This window comes from Bizionia sp. (assembly GCF_048259285.1).
GTDB classification, from domain to species: domain Bacteria; phylum Bacteroidota; class Bacteroidia; order Flavobacteriales; family Flavobacteriaceae; genus Algorimicrobium; species Algorimicrobium hallyeonense.
Genome location: NZ_JBLXHU010000025.1, coordinates 14,794 through 35,311 on the forward strand (window position 1 = coordinate 14,794; position 20,518 = coordinate 35,311).

Annotated in this window: 19 protein-coding genes and 1 tRNA gene; 18 read left to right on the forward strand and 2 right to left on the reverse strand. The window is 35.7% G+C overall.

Annotated elements, in window-relative coordinates; translation table 11 throughout:
* Positions 1-57 precede the first annotated feature (57 nt).
* The 18 genes from mraZ to ACN0QX_RS11675 all read left to right on the forward strand — a co-directional run bounded on the left by mraZ (position 58) and on the right by ACN0QX_RS11675 (position 18,184).
* A complete protein-coding gene (mraZ, locus tag ACN0QX_RS11590) occupies positions 58-528 on the forward strand; it encodes a division/cell wall cluster transcriptional repressor MraZ (protein WP_048331507.1) in 471 nt (156 codons plus the stop codon).
* Positions 515-1,411, forward strand: coding sequence for a 16S rRNA (cytosine(1402)-N(4))-methyltransferase RsmH (gene rsmH, locus ACN0QX_RS11595; RefSeq protein ID WP_417197148.1), 897 nt, complete (start codon positions 515-517; stop codon positions 1,409-1,411). Before mraZ ends, rsmH begins: the two co-directional genes overlap by 14 nt.
* 22 nt (positions 1,412-1,433) lie before the next feature.
* Positions 1,434-1,751, forward strand: coding sequence for an FtsL-like putative cell division protein (locus ACN0QX_RS11600; protein ID WP_248395837.1), 318 nt, complete (start codon positions 1,434-1,436; stop codon positions 1,749-1,751).
* A 60-nt stretch (positions 1,752-1,811) separates the two neighbouring features.
* On the forward strand, positions 1,812-3,764 hold the full coding sequence (locus ACN0QX_RS11605) for a penicillin-binding protein (RefSeq protein ID WP_417197170.1): 1,953 nt from the start codon (positions 1,812-1,814) through the stop codon (positions 3,762-3,764).
* Complete coding sequence (locus tag ACN0QX_RS11610) at positions 3,761-5,224, forward strand: UDP-N-acetylmuramoyl-L-alanyl-D-glutamate--2,6-diaminopimelate ligase (protein WP_417197150.1); 1,464 nt, start codon at positions 3,761-3,763, stop codon at positions 5,222-5,224. Before ACN0QX_RS11605 ends, ACN0QX_RS11610 begins: the two co-directional genes overlap by 4 nt.
* A gap of 1 nt (position 5,225) precedes the next feature.
* On the forward strand, positions 5,226-6,467 hold the full coding sequence (gene mraY / locus ACN0QX_RS11615) for a phospho-N-acetylmuramoyl-pentapeptide-transferase (protein ID WP_248395831.1): 1,242 nt from the start codon (positions 5,226-5,228) through the stop codon (positions 6,465-6,467).
* A 22-nt stretch (positions 6,468-6,489) separates the two neighbouring features.
* Complete coding sequence (gene murD, locus ACN0QX_RS11620; RefSeq protein ID WP_417197153.1) at positions 6,490-7,821, forward strand: UDP-N-acetylmuramoyl-L-alanine--D-glutamate ligase; 1,332 nt, start codon at positions 6,490-6,492, stop codon at positions 7,819-7,821.
* Between the two features lie 67 nt (positions 7,822-7,888).
* Positions 7,889-9,082, forward strand: a complete 1,194-nt coding sequence (locus tag ACN0QX_RS11625) for an FtsW/RodA/SpoVE family cell cycle protein (RefSeq protein WP_376857878.1) — start codon at positions 7,889-7,891, stop codon at positions 9,080-9,082.
* A 22-nt stretch (positions 9,083-9,104) separates the two neighbouring features.
* The gene (gene murG, locus ACN0QX_RS11630; protein WP_376857876.1) at positions 9,105-10,220 is read left to right on the forward strand and encodes an undecaprenyldiphospho-muramoylpentapeptide beta-N-acetylglucosaminyltransferase; all 1,116 of its coding nucleotides are present in this window, start codon (positions 9,105-9,107) and stop codon (positions 10,218-10,220) included.
* Positions 10,217-11,569 (forward strand): UDP-N-acetylmuramate--L-alanine ligase, encoded by a 1,353-nt coding sequence (gene murC / locus ACN0QX_RS11635; protein ID WP_417197156.1) that lies wholly within the window; start codon positions 10,217-10,219, stop codon positions 11,567-11,569. The genes murG and murC overlap by 4 nt, the downstream gene beginning before the upstream one ends.
* On the forward strand, positions 11,559-12,278 hold the full coding sequence (locus tag ACN0QX_RS11640; protein WP_417197158.1) for a cell division protein FtsQ/DivIB: 720 nt from the start codon (positions 11,559-11,561) through the stop codon (positions 12,276-12,278). Before murC ends, ACN0QX_RS11640 begins: the two co-directional genes overlap by 11 nt.
* 3 nt (positions 12,279-12,281) lie before the next feature.
* Entirely contained in the window at positions 12,282-13,598 is a 1,317-nt protein-coding gene (gene ftsA, locus ACN0QX_RS11645; RefSeq protein ID WP_248395816.1) for a cell division protein FtsA, read from the forward strand.
* A gap of 61 nt (positions 13,599-13,659) precedes the next feature.
* The gene (ftsZ, locus tag ACN0QX_RS11650; protein WP_417197160.1) at positions 13,660-15,624 is read left to right on the forward strand and encodes a cell division protein FtsZ; all 1,965 of its coding nucleotides are present in this window, start codon (positions 13,660-13,662) and stop codon (positions 15,622-15,624) included.
* A 150-nt stretch (positions 15,625-15,774) separates the two neighbouring features.
* The gene (locus tag ACN0QX_RS11655; RefSeq protein WP_248395812.1) at positions 15,775-16,224 is read left to right on the forward strand and encodes a GatB/YqeY domain-containing protein; all 450 of its coding nucleotides are present in this window, start codon (positions 15,775-15,777) and stop codon (positions 16,222-16,224) included.
* A gap of 102 nt (positions 16,225-16,326) precedes the next feature.
* The gene (locus ACN0QX_RS11660; protein ID WP_248395810.1) at positions 16,327-16,584 is read left to right on the forward strand and encodes a GIY-YIG nuclease family protein; all 258 of its coding nucleotides are present in this window, start codon (positions 16,327-16,329) and stop codon (positions 16,582-16,584) included.
* Between the two features lies 1 nt (position 16,585).
* A tRNA-Arg gene (locus ACN0QX_RS11665) sits at positions 16,586-16,659 on the forward strand.
* A gap of 185 nt (positions 16,660-16,844) precedes the next feature.
* On the forward strand, positions 16,845-17,687 hold the full coding sequence (locus ACN0QX_RS11670; protein WP_417197163.1) for a zinc-dependent peptidase: 843 nt from the start codon (positions 16,845-16,847) through the stop codon (positions 17,685-17,687).
* 77 nt (positions 17,688-17,764) lie between these two features.
* Positions 17,765-18,184 carry a CBS domain-containing protein gene (locus tag ACN0QX_RS11675; RefSeq protein WP_248395806.1) on the forward strand — a complete coding sequence of 140 codons (420 nt, stop codon included), beginning with the start codon at positions 17,765-17,767 and terminating at the stop codon, positions 18,182-18,184.
* A 71-nt stretch (positions 18,185-18,255) separates the two neighbouring features.
* Here ACN0QX_RS11675 and rpe read toward each other — a convergent pair whose 3' ends face one another.
* Both rpe and ACN0QX_RS11685 read right to left on the reverse strand, forming a co-directional pair.
* On the reverse strand, positions 18,256-18,918 hold the full coding sequence (rpe, locus tag ACN0QX_RS11680) for a ribulose-phosphate 3-epimerase (RefSeq protein ID WP_417197165.1): 663 nt from the start codon (positions 18,916-18,918) through the stop codon (positions 18,256-18,258).
* Positions 18,919-19,203: 285 nt separating this feature from the next.
* On the reverse strand, positions 19,204-20,067 hold the full coding sequence (locus tag ACN0QX_RS11685) for a sigma-70 family RNA polymerase sigma factor (protein ID WP_092205627.1): 864 nt from the start codon (positions 20,065-20,067) through the stop codon (positions 19,204-19,206).
* Positions 20,068-20,518 lie beyond the last annotated feature (451 nt).

Below are 20,518 nucleotides of genomic sequence, written 5' to 3' on the forward strand. Positions count from 1 at the left end.
GGTGGTAAAATTTTCAATATATTTGAATCTTAAACCCGAGAATCGATACAAACCGCTTTGAGCTCATTAATAGGAACATACGAATGTAAAGTAGACGCAAAAGGACGACTGATGTTGCCTGCTGCGCTGAAAAAACAGTTGGCGCCTGCTTTGCAAAACGGATTTGTTTTAAAACGTGCTGTTTTTCAACCGTGTTTGGAATTGTATCCAATGGCTGAATGGGAGGCCTTGATGCAAAAAGTAAATAAGTTAAATCGGTTTAAGAAAAAGAACAATGATTTTATACGTCGCTTCACGGCGGGTGTTAAAATTATTGAGGTGGATGCAACTGGTCGTTTGCTTATTCCTAAAGATCTAGTTGCATTCGCAGATATTTCAAAAGAAATAGTTATGTCAAGTGCAATCAACATCGTTGAGATTTGGGATAAAGATAAATACGAGCAAGCTATTGATGATGCTACAGGCGATTTTGCTGATTTGGCGGAGGAAGTAATGGGACAAGACGATGACGATCATGGAATATCATAATCCAGTTTTACTGAAAGAAACCGTTGATGGTTTGAATATTAAAGAAAATGGTGTCTATGTGGATGTCACCTTTGGAGGTGGTGGTCACAGTAAAGAAATCCTAAAACGTTTGGGGAAAAATGGGAAGCTTTTTGCTTTTGATCAAGATCCTGATGCCCTTGAAAATACGATTGATGACGAACGATTTACGCTAATTCATGAGAATTTTCAGTTTATGAAGCGTTTTTTACGATTCTATGGCGCGAAAGAAGTGGATGGTATTTTGGCCGATTTTGGCGTGTCATCTCATCAATTTGATGTAGCAGAACGCGGATTTTCTACTCGCTTTGAAGCGGATTTAGATATGCGTATGAATCAGAAAAGTGATTTGTCTGCTTATAATGTGGTTAATGATTATGATGAAGAGCAAATAAGTCAAGTGCTTTGGCAATATGGCGAGTTACGACAAGCAAATGCTATGGCACGCGCTATAGTTGAGCAGCGAAAATTAGAGCCCATTAAAACCAGTGATCAGTTAAAATTGGCTTTAAAGCCATTTTTACAGCATAAAAAGGAAAACAAAGTATTGGCTCAAATTTATCAAGCCATTCGTATTGAAGTGAATCAGGAGATTGAAGTTTTAAAATCCTTTTTGTTACAAGCGCCAGAGATTTTGGTGAAAGGAGGCAGGTTAAGCGTTATTTCATATCATTCATTAGAAGATAGATTGGTAAAACGTTTTATAAGAAATGGTCTTTTTGAAGGCGAACCAGAACGCGATGTGTTTGGCAATTTTGAAGTACCAATGAAAAAGGTTGGTAGTTTAATAGTGCCATCGCGAGAAGAAATAAAAGCAAATAATCGCGCAAGAAGTGCCAAACTTCGAATTGCTAAAAAACTATAATTCCTATTAAATAGGGAATCAAATGAAAAAGGGGATTAATAACATACTAAAAGGAACGTTTCTTATAAATGAAGATGCGCCTAAAAGCTGGCGAATGATTTTGTTCGTTTCCGTTTTAGCCATTGTTATGATAGCCAGTTCCCATAGTGCAGATAAAAAAGTACATCAAATTGCACAATTAAATAATGAAGCAAAAGAATTACGGTCGGCTTTTGTGGATGGCAGGACACGCCTTATGGAACTGAAAAAAGAAACCGTTGTAGAATTGAAAATGGAAAAAAAAGGGTTGGCAATTTCAGAAATACCGCCAACAAAAATTAAAGTTAAATCTAAAAAGTAGTTCAGCTTGGCAACAAACGAGAAGAACATATCAAACCGATTATATTTTGTAGCAGGATGTATGTTCATCTTCGCTCTAGCAGTCGTGTTTAAACTTTTAAGTATCCAAATGCTGCATGGCGAAAAGTATCGTAGCATGGCAGAAGAACGGACCATTAAAGATGTTGTGATTCCTGCTAATCGCGGGAACGTATATTCTGCCAATGGTAATTTATTGGCTACATCCATTCCAAAATATGATATTCGTATAGATGCATTGACACCTTCAGCAACGCGATTTGAATCGTTGTTAAAACCATTATGCGATTCGTTATCTAAGTATTCGGGAAAACCATCCGCATATTATCAAAAAGAAATTAGAAAGGCACGTGCTAATAAAAACAGGTATTATTTGTTGGCTCGCGATATCGGGTATTCGGACTATGTGCGTATGCGCAATTTTCCACTTTTGAATTTGGGTGCTTTTAAAGGCGGTTTAATTGTAGAGCAAACTACCAAACGAGAACATCCCTTGGGAGGAATTGCACAGCGTTCTATTGGCTACGAACGTTTTGATGAAAAAGGCAACGCAACTCGAGCGGGAATTGATGGCGCTTTTGGAATTAAATATTTACGTGGCACAGACGGAAGGCGTTTAAAACAAAAAATAGGAAAAGGGCAATGGAAACCTATTGCCGATTACAACCAGATTGAACCTAGAGATGGCTATGATGTTTACACTACATTAAGTGTTAATATCCAAGATATTGCGCATCACGCGTTATTGCAACAGTTAGAAACCTATGAAGCCGAACACGGTTGTGTGGTTGTTATGGAAGTGGCAACTGGTGAAATTCGTGCTATTTCAAATTTAGGAAAAACGAAAAGTGGAGGTTATTATGAAAAATTAAATTATGCTGTTGGAGAATCTCATGAACCAGGTTCTACATTTAAAGTTATGGCTTTAATGGCAGCCTTGGAAGATAAGGTGATTGATACATCAACAATTGTGGATACAAAAAAAGGGCGTAAAGTATTTTATGGCCGTACTATTACAGATTCCAAACATGGCGGTTATGGTAAAATATCTGCCGCTCGTTCACTGGAAGTGTCTTCAAATATTGGGCTCGCAACTATTATAGATGAGCACTACTCTAAAAACCCTGAGAAATTTATCAATCGTATAAAAAGTTGGTCTTTACATAAACCTTTAGGCTTGCCCATTTTAGGTGAAGGGAAACCTGTAATTCCAAGTCCAGGCGATGATATTTGGAGTAAGAATGCTTTGCCTTCCATGGCCTACGGTTACAATATGGAGATGACGCCTTTACAAACCCTTACATTTTACAATGCTATTGCAAATAATGGTGTTATGGTGAAACCACGTTTTATTAAATCAGTAAAAGAGCTTGATAAAAATATAGAAACGTTTGATAAGTATATCATAAATAAGAAAATAGCCTCCGATAAAACCATTCGGGAAATGCAAGAAATTTTGAAGAATGTGGTGGTTCGTGGTACAGGAAGATCTCTGTATTCGCCTTATTTTTCAATGGCAGGAAAGACAGGGACAGCTAAAACCGAATATTGGAAAAAAGACTGGGATGAAAACAAACGGTATGTGTCGTCTTTTGCAGGTTATTTTCCTGCTGAAAACCCTAAATACTCGTGTATAGTAGTTATTCATAAGCCAAGTGTTAAAAAAGGGTTTTATGGAGCTGATGTTTCCGGGCCTGTTTTTAAACGTATAGCACAAAAAATATTTACCGACACCCCAATTATTGATGTAGTTGAAACTTTGGAGGTGAATGATATTGCGGTAAATGCCGAGTATGACGCCTATTTTAAAACCGCACAAACCTATAGAACAATTATGCCAAACGTTGTTGGGCTGCCAGCAATGGACGCTATTGCCTTATTAGAAAATATGGGATTAAATGTGAAATCAGAAGGTGTAGGTCAAGTGAAAATTCAATCCATTACTAAAGGCGAAAAAATAAAGAAGAATCAAATAGTAACTATTCAAGCATCATGATGATTTTAAAAGACATACTCTATAAAGTACACTTACTTGCTGTTGCAGGAAGTACGACTGTGTCTGTAAATAATTTGGTTTTCGATTCTAGAAAGGTGACTAAAAATGACGTATTCATCGCTGTAAAAGGGACCGTTTCAGATGGTCATGATTATATTCAAACCGCCATTAATCAAGGGTGTGTTGCGGTAGTTTGTGAACACTTTCCAGATACTTTAATTGACAACATAGTCTATGTTGAGGTCAGTGATACGTCGAGTGCTTTGGCAATTATGGCTTCTAATTTTTATGGTGTTCCTTCGGCTAATTTAAAATTAGTTGGTGTTACGGGAACCAATGGAAAAACGACTATTGCCACTTTATTATATCAGTTATTTAAAAATGCGGGTTATAAGGTTGGTTTGTTATCTACCGTTAAAATTATGGTGGATGATGCTGAATTTAAGGCCACACATACAACACCAGATTCCATTACTATCAACAGCTATTTAAAACAGATGAATGATGCTGGAGTCGAGTTTTGTTTTATGGAAGTTAGCTCGCATGGTATTCATCAAAAACGTACGGAAGGGTTACAATTTGAAGGTGGGATTTTCACCAATTTAACCCATGATCATTTGGATTATCACAGCAGTTTTGCGGAGTATCGCGATGTGAAAAAAGCTTTTTTTGATGGCTTGTCTAAAAATGCATTCGCATTAGTAAATGTGGATGATAAAAATGGTTTGATCATGTTGCAGAATTCTGCCGCCAAAAAACATACCTACGCCTTAAAAAGTTATGCAGATTATAAAGCGCAAATTTTAGAAAATCAGTTTACAGGATTATTACTAAAAATTAATGATAGCGAAGTTTGGACGCGATTAATAGGAAGTTTCAATGCTTATAACGTGTTGGCAATTTATGCAACCGCTGAATTATTAGGTTTAGAGAAAGTGGAAATTTTAAGATTGATAAGCGATTTAAAAAGTGTTTCAGGACGTTTTCAATATCTAATTTCCGAATCAAAAATAACGGCTATTGTAGATTATGCGCATACGCCTGATGCTTTGAAAAATGTATTGGAAACCATTAATAGCATCCGAACTAAAAACGAAGAACTGATAACGGTTGTTGGTTGTGGAGGTGATCGTGATAAAACCAAGCGACCTAAAATGGGACATATTGCTTCGGCTTTGAGTACGCAAGTTGTTTTTACCAGTGATAATCCACGAACAGAAAATCCAGAAACAATTTTGAATGAGGTCGAAGCAGGTGTTGAGCCTCAAAATTTTAAAAAAACCGTTTCAATTACTAATAGAAAACAAGCTATTAAAACGGCTTGTCAAATGGCAAAACCTAATGATATTATTTTAATCGCAGGGAAGGGTCATGAAAATTATCAAGAAATAAATGGCGAACGTTTTGATTTCGATGACTTCAAAATTGTTCAAGAACTATTAAATCAATTAGAAAAATAATATGCTGTATTACCTATTTGAATATTTAGACAAATATTATGATTTTCCGGGATCTGCTTTATTTGGTTTCTTAACCTTTAGAGCAGCTGTGACTATTATATTATCCTTGTTGATATCCACAATTTTTGGGAGACGAATTATTCGCTTTCTTCAAAAACAGCAAGTAGGTGAAACCATTCGCGATTTAGGTTTAGATGGTCAAGTAGAAAAAGCTGGAACGCCAACTATGGGTGGAATTATAATCATTCTAGCAACCTTAATTCCTGTTTTGTTATTTGCAAAATTAGAAAACATCTATATCATTCTATTAGTTATAACCACACTTTGGATGGGAACTATTGGGTTTATTGATGATTATATCAAGAAATTTAAAAATGACAAAGAAGGATTAAAAGGCCGATTTAAAGTGTTGGGTCAAATTGGTTTAGGAATTATTGTGGGTGCCACTTTATATTTTCATCCCGATGTTACTCTAAAAGAGAAATTACCGCAAGAACAACAACAAGAAATATTGGCGGCTAATCCAAAAGTAGAATCGTCAAAACTGTTTCAATTAGAAGAAAAATCTACAAAAACAACCATTCCGTTCGTTAAAGAAAATGAATTTGATTATGCCGATTTAATTACATGGATAAGCCCAGATTTAGGAAAGTATGCCTGGATTATTTTTATTCTAGTAACCATTTTTATCATAACTGCTGTTTCAAATGGTGCTAACCTTACCGATGGTATTGATGGTTTGGCAGCTGGAACTTCGGCAATTATAGTATTAACCCTTGGCATTTTTGCATGGGTTTCTGGTAACATCGTGTTTTCAGATTATTTAAACATTATGTACATACCGCGTGTTGAAGAAATTACCATTTATATAGCCGCTTTTGTTGGCGCGCTCATTGGATTCCTTTGGTATAATGCTTATCCAGCTCAAGTATTTATGGGGGATACAGGAAGTTTAACTATAGGTGGAATTATAGCAGTTATAGCCATTGCCGTTAGAAAAGAATGGTTAATTCCGGTGTTATGTGGAATATTCTTGGCAGAAAATCTATCTGTAGTCATGCAGGTTAGTTGGTTTAAATATACTAAGAAAAAATATGGTGAGGGCAGGCGAGTTTTTAAAATGGCGCCTTTGCACCATCACTATCAAAAATCAGGTTATCATGAAAGCAAAATAGTGACACGTTTTTGGATTATTGGCATTTTACTCGCCATTATTTCCATTGTAACCCTAAAAATTAGATAGCAAATAAAAGCGCTGATTTAGAATGAAACGATTAGTCGTATTAGGAGGAGGAGAAAGTGGTGTAGGAGCAGCACTTTTAGGAAAAGCAAAAGGCTTTGAGGTTTTTGTTTCAGATAAAGGAAAAATTAAAGAGAAATATATAAACGTTCTTAAACATAATGAGATTGAATGGGAGTCTGAGCAGCACACAGAATCACAGGTTTTAAATGCTGATTTAGTTGTAAAAAGTCCTGGGATTCCAGATACGGTTCCAATTGTAAAGCAACTTAAAGCAAAAGGTATTTCAGTAATTTCTGAAATTGAATTTGCATCGCAATATACTCAAGCAACCTTAGTTGGGATAACTGGTAGCAATGGCAAAACAACAACAGCTTCATTAACACATCATGTGTTAAAACAAGAATTGGAAGTTGGTTTAGCCGGGAATATTGGCGACAGTTTTGCTAAGCAAGTTTTGGAAAATAATTTCCCAAACTATGTGCTGGAAATTAGCAGTTTTCAATTAGATAATTGTGTTCATTTTAAACCACACATTGCTGTTTTACTAAACATAACACCAGATCATTTGGATCGGTATGATTATAAATTTGATAATTATATCGCCTCAAAATTTAGAATTGCCATGAATCAAACATCTGAAGATTATTTGATTTATGATGCCGATGATGAGGTCATCACCAATTGGCTAGAAAAACACCCAGTTCAATCAACATTATTGCCGTTTTCATTAACGAAAATTATAGAAAATGGCGCGTATTTAGAAAAAGAGACACTAAAAATAACAATAGATAACAATCAAATAATTATGCCAACAAAGGATATAGCATTACAAGGAAAACATAATATTAAGAACGCTATGGCAGCGTCTACCGTTGCGCACTTACTAAAAATAAGAAAACAAACCATTCGTGAAAGTTTAGAGAATTTTCATGGTGTCGAGCATCGCTTGGAGCAGGTTTTGAAAATTAATAAAGTGAATTACATCAACGATTCCAAAGCCACCAACGTTAATGCTACTTATTATGCTTTAGAAAGCATGAACGCACCAACCGTTTGGATTGTTGGAGGGCAAGATAAAGGGAATGATTATCAAGAGTTGTTTCCGTTTATCAATGAAAAAGTCAAAGCCATTATTTGTTTGGGTGTTGACAATAAGAAATTGTTTGAGAATTTTGAATCCATGGTTGATATTATTGTGGAAACCCAATACATGAATGAAGCGGTTAAGATTGCTTATAAAATTGCAGAATCAGGTGATAATGTTTTACTATCTCCAGCTTGTGCAAGTTTCGATTTATTCGAAAATTATGAAGATCGTGGTCGTCAATTTAAAGAATCGGTAAGAAATTTATAAAAATAGAAGTCTCATTTAGCGTATTGCAAAGTGATTAAAAAGGTAACAGAGATAACAAAGAAAACAAGTGCATCCAATTATTAAAAACATAAAAGGTGATAAATATCTATGGGCAATAGTGGCGCTATTGGCTATATTTTCCTTTTTACCAGTTTATAGTGCGGCTAGTAATTTAGCGTACAATGGTGCTGGAAAAGGGACATTCTCCATATTTTTTGGTCACATTATGCATTTGGTATTAGGCTTTTTAATTGTTTTTATAGTTCATAAAATGCCTTACAAGTATTTTCGAGCTATTTCCATTTTGCTGTTACCGGTAGTTTTAATGTTGCTGGTTTTAACGCTTATGCAAGGGTCATCCAGCGCTGGAACCAACACGAGTCGCTGGATTCAAATACCGGTGGTAGGTATGTCTTTTCAGACATCTACTTTTGCATTTGTAGTGCTCATGGTTTATGTGGCACACTATATGGCTAAAATTAAGGATCGAGTAATCACCTTTAAGGAATCCATTCTGCCACTTTGGACGCCGGTGTTTTTTGTGCTGGCACTAATTTTGCCAGCCAACTTTTCAACGGCTGCTATTATGTTCAGTATGGTTGTAATCCTTGTGTTTTTGGGTGGCTATCCGGTTCGGTATCTAGGAATTATAATTGGTTTGGGAATTCTAGCCTTAACGCTTTTTGTGTTAACGGCAAAAGCCTTTCCAGATGCTATGCCAAACCGTGTGGATACATGGATGAGTCGTGTGGAAAGTTTTTCCGATGATGCTATTACAGAAGAAGATTATCAAATAGAAAAAGCAAAGATAGCCATTGCAACTGGAGGCGTGCAAGGCGTTGGGCCAGGCAAGAGTTATCAGAAAAACTTTTTACCGCAGTCATCATCCGATTTTATTTTCGCCATCATTGTGGAGGAGTACGGATTAATTGGTGGTTTCTCCGTATTATTTTTGTATTTGGCTTTATTGTTTCGAATTGTTATTGTTTCCCAAAAATCGGAAACCATATTCGGAAAACTAGTCGTTTTAGGTGTTGGTTTGCCTATTGTTTTCCAAGCCTTAATAAACATGGCTGTAGCAGTACAATTATTTCCAGTTACAGGCCAAACCTTGCCCTTAATAAGTAGTGGAGGAACATCTATTTGGATGACCTGTTTGGCGCTCGGAATTATTCTAAGTGTTAGTGCAAAACGAGAAGAAATAGTAAATAGTGAACAACGCGAAGAGAATCCTTTGGATATTTTAACGGAAACACTTTAATAAGAAGAAATTACACAGAGTAGTGACAAATACGAATAAGACATACAAAATAATTCTTTCAGGCGGTGGTACAGGTGGTCATATTTATCCAGCTGTTGCTATTGCAAACGAATTGAAGTCGCGTTTTCCAAATGCTGAATTTTTATTTGTAGGCGCAAAAGACCGTATGGAAATGGATAAGGTACCACAAGCGGGCTATAAAATTATAGGCTTGTGGATTTCTGGAATCCAACGAGAATTAACGTTGAAGAATTTAAGTTTTCCCTTTAAACTGATAAGTAGTTTATGGAAATCACGCCAAATAATTACCGAATTCAAGCCAGACGTGGTAATTGGAACTGGCGGCTTTGCTAGTGGTCCTTTATTGCAGATTGCTACATCAAAAGGCATCCCGAGTTTAATTCAAGAACAAAATTCATACCCTGGAATAACCAATAAGTTATTGGCCAAAAAGGCTGATAAAATTTGTGTGGCTTATGATGGATTAGAACGATTTTTCCCTAAAGATAAAATCATAAAAACGGGAAATCCAGTGCGAGCGGATTTGTTGCATATTGCCAAAAAACGGGATGATGCTTTCGGAAAATTTTCGCTTGAAAAAGATAAAAAAACCATTCTTGTTTTAGGAGGAAGTTTAGGAGCTAGACGGATTAATGAGTTGATTGAAAAGGAACTCGATTTCTTATTAACCCATAATATTCAAGTTATCTGGCAGTGTGGTAAGTTGTATTATGATAAATACAAAATTTACGGAAACACTAAAAACATCCAAGTTCATGCGTTTATTAACGATATGGCTTATGTTTATGCGGCGGCCGATATTATTATATCGCGTGCAGGTGCAATTTCGGTTTCGGAATTATGCATTGTTGGCAAACCGGTTATATTCATTCCGTCCCCTAATGTAGCCGAAGACCATCAAGCAAAAAATGCGCAAGCAATTGTAGATGAAGACGCAGCTATATTAATAACTGAAAATGATTTGGAAGTGGATTTTCAAAATAAATTCACTCAATTAATTATTGCACCAGAAAAGCAACAAATGCTAGGCGATAATATAAAAAAGTTAGCTATGGTAGATGCAACGACTCATATTGCTGATGAAGTAGAGTTGCTATTAAATAAATCGAATAAATGAATCTAGGTTCTATACATAACGTCTATTTCATTGGTATTGGAGGTATCGGTATGAGTGCGCTTGCTCGATATTTTCATGCGAATGGTAAACGCGTGTCGGGATATGATAAAACACCTTCCGACATTACGGAAGCATTAATTGATTTAGGTATTTCAGTTCATTTTGAAGATACAGTAGCTAATTTAGAAGATTATTTATTGAATAGTACCAACACGTTAGTGGTTTATACGCCTGCTGTTCCAAAAGATCATAAGGAATTGGCCTATTTTAATAATAGTGGTTATCGCGTTTTAAAACGCTCTCAAGTATTGGGATTAATTACCGAAAATACCTTCTGTTTAGCAGTTGCAGGTACACACGGAAAAACAACAACAACCAGTATTTTAGGACATATAATGAATGTTTGTGATGTTCCTGTTACGGCATTTTTGGGTGGTATAAGTGAGAATTACAATTCGAATTTAATTTTAAATGGTACGGAGGTATCCGTTGTAGAAGCCGATGAATTTGATAGGTCCTTCTTAACGCTCTCACCGAATATAGCGTGTATCACATCCATGGATGCGGATCATTTGGATATTTATGGCGATGCTTCTGAATTGGAAAAATCCTTTCACGATTTTGCGCATAAATTAAAGGAAGGTGGAACGTTATTTGTAAAAAATGGTTTGCCAATTTCAGGACTTACTTATGGTATTGAAGATGATTCGGATTATTCCGTTCAAAATATAAAAATTGAAAACGGTGCGTATATTTTCGATGTAAAAACACCAAAAACGATACTTGAAAATTTAGAATTTAACCTACCTGGTAGACATAATTTGTCTAATGCACTAATAGCCTTGGCGATGGCTGTAGAATATGGTTGCCCTCACCAACAGATCGTCAAAGCTTTAGCGTCTTACAAAGGCGTAAAACGCAGATTTTCATATCATATAAAACAAGATGATTTGGTGTATATTGATGATTATGCCCATCATCCGGAAGAAATAAATGCCGTACATCAGGCGGTTCGAGAAATGTATCCTGGAAAACAGGTTTTGGCTATTTTTCAACCCCATTTATTTAGTAGAACCCGGGATTTTGCTGAAGATTTTGCAGAGAGTCTATCACAATTTGACGAGGTGATGTTGTTGGACATTTATCCAGCACGCGAATTACCAATTGAAGGTGTTACAGCATCGTGGTTATTAGAAAAAATGACGAATGCGCATAAACAACTCATTTCAAAATCTGATTTAATTAACAAAGTTAAAGCAAGTCAAGCAGATGTTATTTTAACAATTGGAGCTGGCGATATTGGCGAACAAGTAAAACATATAAAACAAGCTTTGAGTCATGAAAATTAATTGGAACTATATAAAGATGTTCTTTCTACTAATGGTAGTAGTCGGTTTATTTGCATTTTCTTCCAAGAAAAATGACAAACGTTTGGTGAGTAATCCGGAAATTAATTTCAATGGAGAGGATAACCTGTTTATTACACATGAAACTGTTAGTAAATTGTTAATAGTAAATCAAGGAGGTACTAAAAATGTGCCTAAAGAAACCATAGATTTGAATTTATTGGAATCTGCCCTGAATTCTAATCCAATGATTAAGTCAGCCCAAGTGTTTGTTGATGTTAACGGTCGTTTAGTTGCTGATGTAGAACAAAAAAAACCGATAGCCCGAGTTGAACATTCGGCGTCTTTTTATATTGATGATGCCGGGAATTACATGCCGTTATCAACAAATTATACAGCTAGAGTGCCACTTGTTACAGGAGATGTGTCAAAAAACGACCTTCAAAACGTGTATGAAATGGCAATGAAAGTTAAAGATGATGCGTTTTTAAGTAAACACGTCACGAGCATTCATCAGCATAAGGACAAAAGTATCTCACTGCGGTTAAGACAATGCGCTTTTGAAGTATATGTTGGCGGTTTAGAAAAATTAGATAAGAAAATAAATAATTTAAAAGTCTTTTATAAAAAGGCATTTAAAGAAAAGATATTGAATAATTACAGTAAGGTGAATCTGCAGTTTGATAGCCAAGTAGTGTGCACTAAATCTTAAATCATGGAAGGAACTATTGCAATAGGATTAGATATCGGAACCACAAAAATTGTGGCTATGATTGGTCGTAAAAATGAATATGGAAAAGTAGAGATTTTAGGTATTGGAAAATCTAAAAGTTTAGGTGTGCATCGTGGTGTGGTAAATAATATTACACAAACCATTCAATCTATTCAATTAGCAGTGCAAGAAGCAGAAGCGGCTTGCGATGTTAAAATTGAAAATGTAACGGTTGGTATTGCAGGTCAGCATATTCGTAGTTTACAACACAGCGATTATATAACGCGTGCTAATTCCGAACTGGTAATTAACGATGAAGATATTGAAAAACTGATTAACCAAGTACATAAGTTAGTCATGCTTCCTGGTGAAGAAATAATTCATGTTTTGCCACAAGAATATAAAGTGGATGGTCAGGCGGAAATTAAAGAGCCAGTGGGTATGTACGGTGGCAGACTGGAAGCTAATTTCCATGTGGTAGTTGGTCAAGTATCATCTATCCGAAATGTAGGTCGTTGTATTAAAAGTGCAGGATTAAATTTGGATGGCATTACGCTTGAGCCTTTAGCATCGGCAAATGCTGTGTTAAGTCAGGAAGAAAAAGAAGCCGGTGTCGCATTAATAGATATAGGTGGTGGTACAACGGATTTAGCCATTTTTAGAGATGGTATTATTCGTCATACAGCTGTTATTCCATTTGGAGGTAATGTTATTACAGAAGATATTAAGGAGGGTTGTTCTATAATTGAAAAACAAGCCGAATTGCTTAAAATAAAATTTGGTTCTGCGTGGCCAGGTGAAAATAAGGAAAATGAAATTGTTTCTATTCCTGGATTAAGAGGTCGTGAACCGAAAGAAATCACCTTAAAAAACTTATCTAAAATTATCCATGCACGTGTTGTGGAAATTGTGGAGCAAGTTTATGTAGAGATAAAAAATTACGGTCACGAAGAACAAAAGAAAAAGCTAATTGCAGGTATTGTTTTAACAGGTGGTGGTGCACAACTAAAACATTTAAAGCAGTTGGTAGAATACATAACGGGTATGGATACCCGAATTGGTTTTCCAAACGAGCATTTAGCTGGTAATAGTGACGATGAAGTTACGAGTCCGCTTTATGCAACAGCTGTTGGATTAGTCATGGACGGCTTAAAAAGACAAGAACGTAAAAAAATGGAAGTCGCTTATGAGGAATCTATAAATGAACCGGAAGCGGAAGAAGAAGAAGAAATTATAGAGGAGCAGCCAAAACCACCAAAAAAATCTTTTTTGGACAAATTTTCAGAACGTATAAAAGATTTTTTAGACAATGCCGAGTAAGGCAACCACAAGAAAAGAATAATAAATAAGACAATAATTAAGTACATATAAAACGAAATTCATGAGCAGCAACAAAGAATTCGAAACAAACATTTCTTTTGATTTACCTAAAAATCAATCAAATGTTATCAAAGTAATAGGTGTCGGGGGCGGCGGAAGTAATGCCATTAATCACATGTTTCAACAAGGGATTAAAGGTGTTGATTTTGTAATTTGTAATACCGATGCGCAAGCCCTTCAAAACAGTGGTGTTCCAAATAAAATTCAGTTGGGGTTAAACTTAACCGAAGGTTTAGGTGCAGGTGCAAATCCGGATGTTGGCGAGCAATCTGCCGTTGAAAGTTTTGAGGACTTGCAGCGCATGTTGGATACCAATACAAAAATGATTTTTATTACCGCTGGAATGGGTGGTGGAACCGGAACAGGAGCCGCACCAATTATAGCTAAAATGGCCAAAGAGTTAGATATTTTAACCGTTGGTATTGTTACCATGCCGTTCCATTTTGAGGGTAAAATGAGAAATGAACAAGCCCAAATTGGTATTGAAAAATTACGAAGTGTTGTAGACTCACTCGTTGTTATTAACAATAATAAACTGCGTGAGGTTTATGGAAATTTAGGCTTTAAAGCTGGGTTCTCAAAAGCTGATGAAGTCCTATCAACTGCGGCACGTGGAATTGCCGAAGTTATTACGCATCACTACACACAAAATATTGATTTACGTGACGCTAAAACCGTGTTGAGTAATAGTGGAACTGCTATTATGGGTTCGTCAAAATCCTCTGGTCAAGATCGTGCAAAAGAAGCTATTAGGAAAGCTTTGGATTCACCATTATTAAACGATAACAAAATTACAGGTGCTAAAAATGTATTGCTGCTAATAGTATCTGGAATACAAGAAATTACAATTGATGAAATAGGTGAAATTAATGATCATATTCAAGATGAAGCTGGACATGGCGCCAATATTATCATGGGTGTTGGTGAGGATGAAAGTTTGGGCGAATCTATTGCAGTAACCATTATTGCAACGGGTTTCGATATTGAACAACAAGATGAAATTTCTAATACCGAAATTAAAAAAGTCATTCATGCCTTAGAAGACGAGCAGTCTATGGAGCAAGACTTAACACGTAAAGAACGTGAGCCGGCTATTATTATGCCAAGCATTGATTTTGAAGAAAAAGCAGAGCCTAAAGTGGTTAAGCACACCTTGGATTTGGAGGATTTAGAAGTTCTAAAATCACCAGAACCTAAAAAAGATGAAGGAACGGGTTTGATTAAAACAACCGATGCTATTCGAAATATGAATGTAACCCATGAGGATGTATTGTCTGATGTAAGTTCGGATGAATTTGTAATAACCAATGCCACTCCTGCTGCAGACGTTACGTCAGAAACCGTTTTTGAAGAGCCTGAAGAAGAGCAACAAATCACCTTAACGTTTGATATGCCATTTAGTAATTCAGCGATTGAAAATAAGGCTGATGATATGGTGGTGCATGAACTGGAAGAAAATATAAAAAAAATAGACGTTACAGATCATGTTGAAATAATTCCCGTAACCGAATCCAATAAAGATGGTGAAGTTCGGTATGCTTTAGATGATTATATTGAAGCAGAATCTAGCATGAACACCAAGACTCAAGTTGAAACCAAGCAAAAAAAGGAACTTGATATTGAGGATTCAGAAGTTGTTTTTGAGAAGAAAACCTTACACACGGAACAAGCGGAAGACGCTGTATCTGGTGAAGAAATTGATCCCATTCATACGCCTATTTCTGAAATGCTAAAAGAACGTGCTGCAGAACGCAGACTTAAAATGAAAAACTTCAATTATAAGTTTAATAGTGCGAAAATTGATGACATTGAGCGTGTACCAGCTTATAAGCGTCAAGGTGTAAATTTAGACGAATCTAGACATTCATCAGATTCTAATATTTCTAATACCAGTATCAGTTTAGATGATAACGACGATATGCAAATACGAAATAACAATTCGTTTTTACACGATAACGTCGATTAAAAATAGTATTAAGTTTAGTGTTTGAACTTCATGAAGGCCCGAAATAGCAAATTTTGTTATTTCGGGTTTTCTTTTTGAAATTTTTATCATTTTCATCACGGTCAAAATCTATTTTTCTTGTTATCTTCGCGGTACAATTAATTTCCTATTATGAGCTTACAACAAGATATAATGACGGCTATGAAAACGGCCATGAAAGCAAAAGACCAAACGGCATTAACCGCTTTACGTGCTGTTAAGTCTGCTATTCTTTTAGCGCAAACAGAATCAGGAGCTCAAACCGAATTAACCGAGGAACAAGAGTTGAAAATACTTCAAAAACTTGTTAAGCAACGTAAGGATAGTGCCGCTATTTATTTAGAACAAGATAGAAAAGATTTAGCGCTGCCAGAAATTGATGAAGCGGAAGTTATCAGTCAGTTCTTACCAGAAGCACTGTCTGATGAAGAAATTGAAGCAGTTGTAGTTGCAACTATTGATAGTATTGGGGCAGAAGGTATGAAAGATATGGGAAAAGTAATGGGCATTGTTAGTCAAGAATTAGCAGGTCAAGCAGATGGAAAAACAATTTCAAATATTGTAAAGGCTAAGTTGTCTTAAATATTTTTAATATAGATTCCTGCTTTCGCAGGAATTTATGGCCTCGTAGTTCAACTGGATACCTGCCTGCCAGCAGGCAGGGAATATCAAATTTAGGCAATTATGTTTTATACATATGTTTTAAAGAGCGAAGTAGATGGAAGACGCTATAAAGGTCACACGGATAATATAGCTAGTAGACTGTTGGAACATAATTCTGGTAAAACCAAGTCTACAAAGGGTTATATTCCTTGGGAATTAGTATATTTCGAATCTTTCAAGACAAGGGAAGAAGCCATAGAAAGAGAACGGTTTTTTAAAACTGGTGTTGGAAGAGAATTTATAAAAAATAAGATAAAAGCAAATAATAGTAACAAATAATGGCCTCGTAGTTCAACTGGATAGAATATCAGATTTCGGCTCTGATGGTTGGAGGTTCGAACCCTCTCGAGGTCACTACAATAAAACCGCACTTTAAATCAAGTTTTCTTGAGATTATGGGTGTGGTTTTTGTTTTTATAACCATCTACTTGAGCATATGTAATAGTATTATGTAGATATTTAAATCTCTATAAATAGTTGCGCATTATTTGTATATTGAAATACCTAAATTTATAAACTTACAATCCCAAGAACCATTTATGTTTAAGCCTGACGAAATTCCTTTGTTTTATGTTGTCATGGCAATTTTCCTAGTGGTTGTGCTTTCCTCATTTGTATTTTATGCCCTTATTAATATGATTGATATAGGGTATGTTTTAATGAAACGGAAACCACTATATCGCTATTTGGTACCACCATACAGAAAGCTTTCTGCTAGTCAACAACAGCTTTTACAATCGGAATTCCGGTTTTATCAACGCTTATCTGAAAAGGAAAAACGGGTGTTTCATCACCGATTGGCATTCTTCATAAAATCGAAACAATTTGTGAGTCGGGATAATTTAGATCTCACGGACGAAATGATTGTCATGACATCGGCAACAGCTATAATGCTTACATTCGGTTTTAGGGATTACAGTTTAAAAATGATTAAGCGTATCATTATTTATCCTTCGGCTTACTATTCAGAAACCAATGACGCCCATCATAAAGGTGAGTTTAACCCCAGGATGCAGGCGCTAGTTTTATCCTGGGAGCATTTTGTAGAAGGCTACTCGGTTTCCAATGATAATCTTAATTTAGGTATTCATGAATTTGCACATGCTATCCATTTCAATAGTTTAAAAAACAGAGATGCTAGTTCCACCATTTTTGCGGACACTTTTAAAGAATTAGCAAACGTATTAGCTGAAGAAACCGAGTTGCGACAGCGCTTATTGAACTCCGGATATATCCGAAATTACGCGTATACCAATGCCTTCGAATTTGTTGCGGTTATTATTGAAACCTTTATTGAAACACCAAAAGAGTTTCGTTCTCAATTCCCGAGAGTATATGCTAAAACTAAACAAATGCTTAATTTTAATTTCGAAGGTTATTAATCCTTTTAGCTGATTTTTATCATATTTATTACTGTTTATCTTGCGTACTTTTAGTAAACAATTTAAAATCAAGTACTATGAAAAAACGCACACCAGTTTCCGAAATCATGACTAAAACAGTCATTACATTAAATCACACCGATGAGTTAGAAACAGCTGAAAGGCTGTTTAAAACTAAAAAAATACGTCATATTCCTGTGGTTAGTGGTGATGCCATTAAAGGTATGTTAAGCTATACCGATTTATTGCGTATTAGTTTTGCAGATGCCGTAGATGAAGAAGATGATTCTGTAGATACAGTGGTTTACAATATGTTTACTATTGAGCAGGTCATGGCTAAAAATTTAGTCAGTGTACCTTCCACAACAACTATAAAAGAAGTAGCTGAAATTTTAGCAGTTAAAGAATTCCACGCTTTACCAGTTGTAGACCATGATAAACTAGTAGGTATTGTTACCACAACCGACCTAATAAACTATTTAATAGAACAATTTTAAACTAACTAACTAATTATTTAAAAACGAAAAAGCTCCGAAAGGGGCTTTTTTATGCGTTTACACGTATTTTTTTATCCGTTAGCAAGTGCTTTAAGCTTCTTAATTGTTTCAGTAGGATTATCACTTTTAAAAACATGACTTCCGGCAACAAAAGCATCAGCACCAGCTGCAACCAATTGCTTGATGTTCTTATCCGTAACGCCACCATCTATTTCAATACGTGTATTTAAACCTTGCTCATCTATCATTTGGCGTAATTTCTTAATCCTATTGTAGGTAATATCTTCAAACTTCTGACCTCCAAAACCTGGATTTATAGACATTAATAATACCATATAACATTTTGGCAATATGTCTTCCAGCACATTAATAGGTGTTGTTAAATTTAATACCACACCCGCTTTACAGCCAGCATCTTCAATTTGGGTTAAGGTTCGGTGTAAATGCACCGTAGATTCGTAATGAACTGTAATAATATCCGCACCGACTTTAGCAAATTCTTCAATGTAGCGTTCCGGTTTCTCAATCATTAAATGGACGTCTAATGGCTTGGTAGCGTTCTTTTTTATGGCTTGAATAATAGGGAAGCCGTAAGAAATATTCGGTACAAAATGACCATCCATGACATCTATATGAAACCAATCGGCATCACTATTATTAACCATTTCAGTATCACGTTGTAAGTTGCCAAAATCGGCAGCAAGCATAGAAGGTGCTATTACTTTTGCGTTCATTGTGTGTTGTTTTGATGTTTCGGTAAAGGTAATAAAGTCTTTTAAAAGTCCTTCATTTTCAAATAGTATTTAGGGGTAGACTCAAAATTTTTCCTTTGGGGAAATGGAAATATAATATAAAAAATGAACCCAGAGTAATCAGCTCTGGGTTCTTTCATCAATCAAAAAACGAACAGTTATGTTGTAACTGTTTGTTACTGTAAAATTCCAAAACCTAATTTCTCGGTTATCGACGGCCTATAAGGCAGACAGGGATTTCTGTTTTCACATATTGGAATTTAAAACTTATCCTAAATAAGTTTTCAATATTTTGCTTCTAGACGTATGTTTTAATCTACGAATAGCTTTTTCTTTAATTTGTCTTACACGTTCACGCGTTAGGTCAAAGGTTTCACCAATTTCTTCTAACGTCATTGGGTGTTGGTTTCCTAAACCAAAGTATAACCGAATTACGTCCGCTTCACGAGGTGTTAAGGTTTCCAAAGCACGTTCAATTTCTGTACGTAAGGATTCATGTAATAAATCACGATCTGGATTTGGCGATTCACCAGAATTTAATACATCATATAAGTTACTATCTTCACCTTCAACTAAAGGCGCATCCATACTTACGTGACGCCCTGAATTTTTCATAGACTCCTTAACATCGTTAATGGTCATGTCCAATTCTTTGGCAATTTCCTCGGCACTTGGTGGGCGCTCATGCGCTTGCTCCAAGAAAGCAAAGGTTTTATTAATCTTGTTAATAGATCCAATTTTGTTTAACGGTAAACGCACAATACGTGATTGCTCCGCTAAAGCTTGTAGGATAGATTGACGAATCCACCAAACAGCGTACGAAATAAATTTAAAACCACGCGTTTCATCAAAACGTTGAGCCGCTTTAATAAGGCCTAAATTTCCTTCATTAATTAAATCTGGCAACGTTAAACCTTGGTTTTGGTATTGCTTAGCCACCGAAACTACAAAACGTAAATTAGCTTTGGTTAACTTTTCTAAAGCCACCTGATCACCCGCTTTTATGCGCTGTGCTAATTCTACTTCCTCGTCTGCGGTAATTAAGTCAACTTTTCCTATTTCTTGAAGATATTTGTCTAACGAAGCAGTTTCTCTATTCGTAACCTGCTTGGTAATTTTAAGTTGTCTCATGTACGTTTTTTCTCTAATTAAATTGTGCGAACAACGTGTTCTATATACTTATACGTACGCAAAGCAGTTTTTGTTACAAAAAGGTATTATTATTTTTTTTGGGCGTTCCTTTTTACGCTAAAAAATGCCGTTTCCAACATTAAATTAGGGATTTGGCGTAAAAAGTCAGGCTGTCCATTATATCTCTTTTTACGTTTAGACGTAAAAAAAGGATGCCATTGCCATCCTTAACGCATGAGCCCGGAACCTCGGAAAGTTCTTTTCATTTGAAAAGAAAAATAGGAATATTATGTATTCTAAAAATTAATGGGTTAAGTGTTTTTAATTTGGTTTATACGCATGTTAGGCACAGTATTTATTTTATTCCGCTTTGTTCAATTAAAAAAATAATATTTGTTCCAGTTAAATTCAAACCATAGCGAGTCATTTCATCATCTACTATCTGCGGTGT

Coding starts and splice junctions, on each gene's coding strand:
- rsmH (WP_417197148.1), top strand. CDS start 515: ATGGAATATCATAATCCAGTTTTACTGAAAGAAACCGTTGATGGTTTG.
- ACN0QX_RS11600 (WP_248395837.1), top strand. CDS start 1,434: ATGAAAAAGGGGATTAATAACATACTAAAAGGAACGTTTCTTATAAAT.
- ACN0QX_RS11605 (WP_417197170.1), top strand. CDS start 1,812: ATGTTCATCTTCGCTCTAGCAGTCGTGTTTAAACTTTTAAGTATCCAA.
- ACN0QX_RS11610 (WP_417197150.1), top strand. CDS start 3,761: ATGATGATTTTAAAAGACATACTCTATAAAGTACACTTACTTGCTGTT.
- mraY (WP_248395831.1), top strand. CDS start 5,226: ATGCTGTATTACCTATTTGAATATTTAGACAAATATTATGATTTTCCG.
- murD (WP_417197153.1), top strand. CDS start 6,490: ATGAAACGATTAGTCGTATTAGGAGGAGGAGAAAGTGGTGTAGGAGCA.
- murC (WP_417197156.1), top strand. CDS start 10,217: ATGAATCTAGGTTCTATACATAACGTCTATTTCATTGGTATTGGAGGT.
- ACN0QX_RS11640 (WP_417197158.1), top strand. CDS start 11,559: ATGAAAATTAATTGGAACTATATAAAGATGTTCTTTCTACTAATGGTA.
- ftsA (WP_248395816.1), top strand. CDS start 12,282: ATGGAAGGAACTATTGCAATAGGATTAGATATCGGAACCACAAAAATT.
- ftsZ (WP_417197160.1), top strand. CDS start 13,660: ATGAGCAGCAACAAAGAATTCGAAACAAACATTTCTTTTGATTTACCT.
- ACN0QX_RS11655 (WP_248395812.1), top strand. CDS start 15,775: ATGAGCTTACAACAAGATATAATGACGGCTATGAAAACGGCCATGAAA.
- ACN0QX_RS11660 (WP_248395810.1), top strand. CDS start 16,327: ATGTTTTATACATATGTTTTAAAGAGCGAAGTAGATGGAAGACGCTAT.
- ACN0QX_RS11670 (WP_417197163.1), top strand. CDS start 16,845: ATGTTTAAGCCTGACGAAATTCCTTTGTTTTATGTTGTCATGGCAATT.
- ACN0QX_RS11675 (WP_248395806.1), top strand. CDS start 17,765: ATGAAAAAACGCACACCAGTTTCCGAAATCATGACTAAAACAGTCATT.
- rpe (WP_417197165.1), bottom strand. CDS start 18,918: ATGAACGCAAAAGTAATAGCACCTTCTATGCTTGCTGCCGATTTTGGC.
- ACN0QX_RS11685 (WP_092205627.1), bottom strand. CDS start 20,067: ATGAGACAACTTAAAATTACCAAGCAGGTTACGAATAGAGAAACTGCT.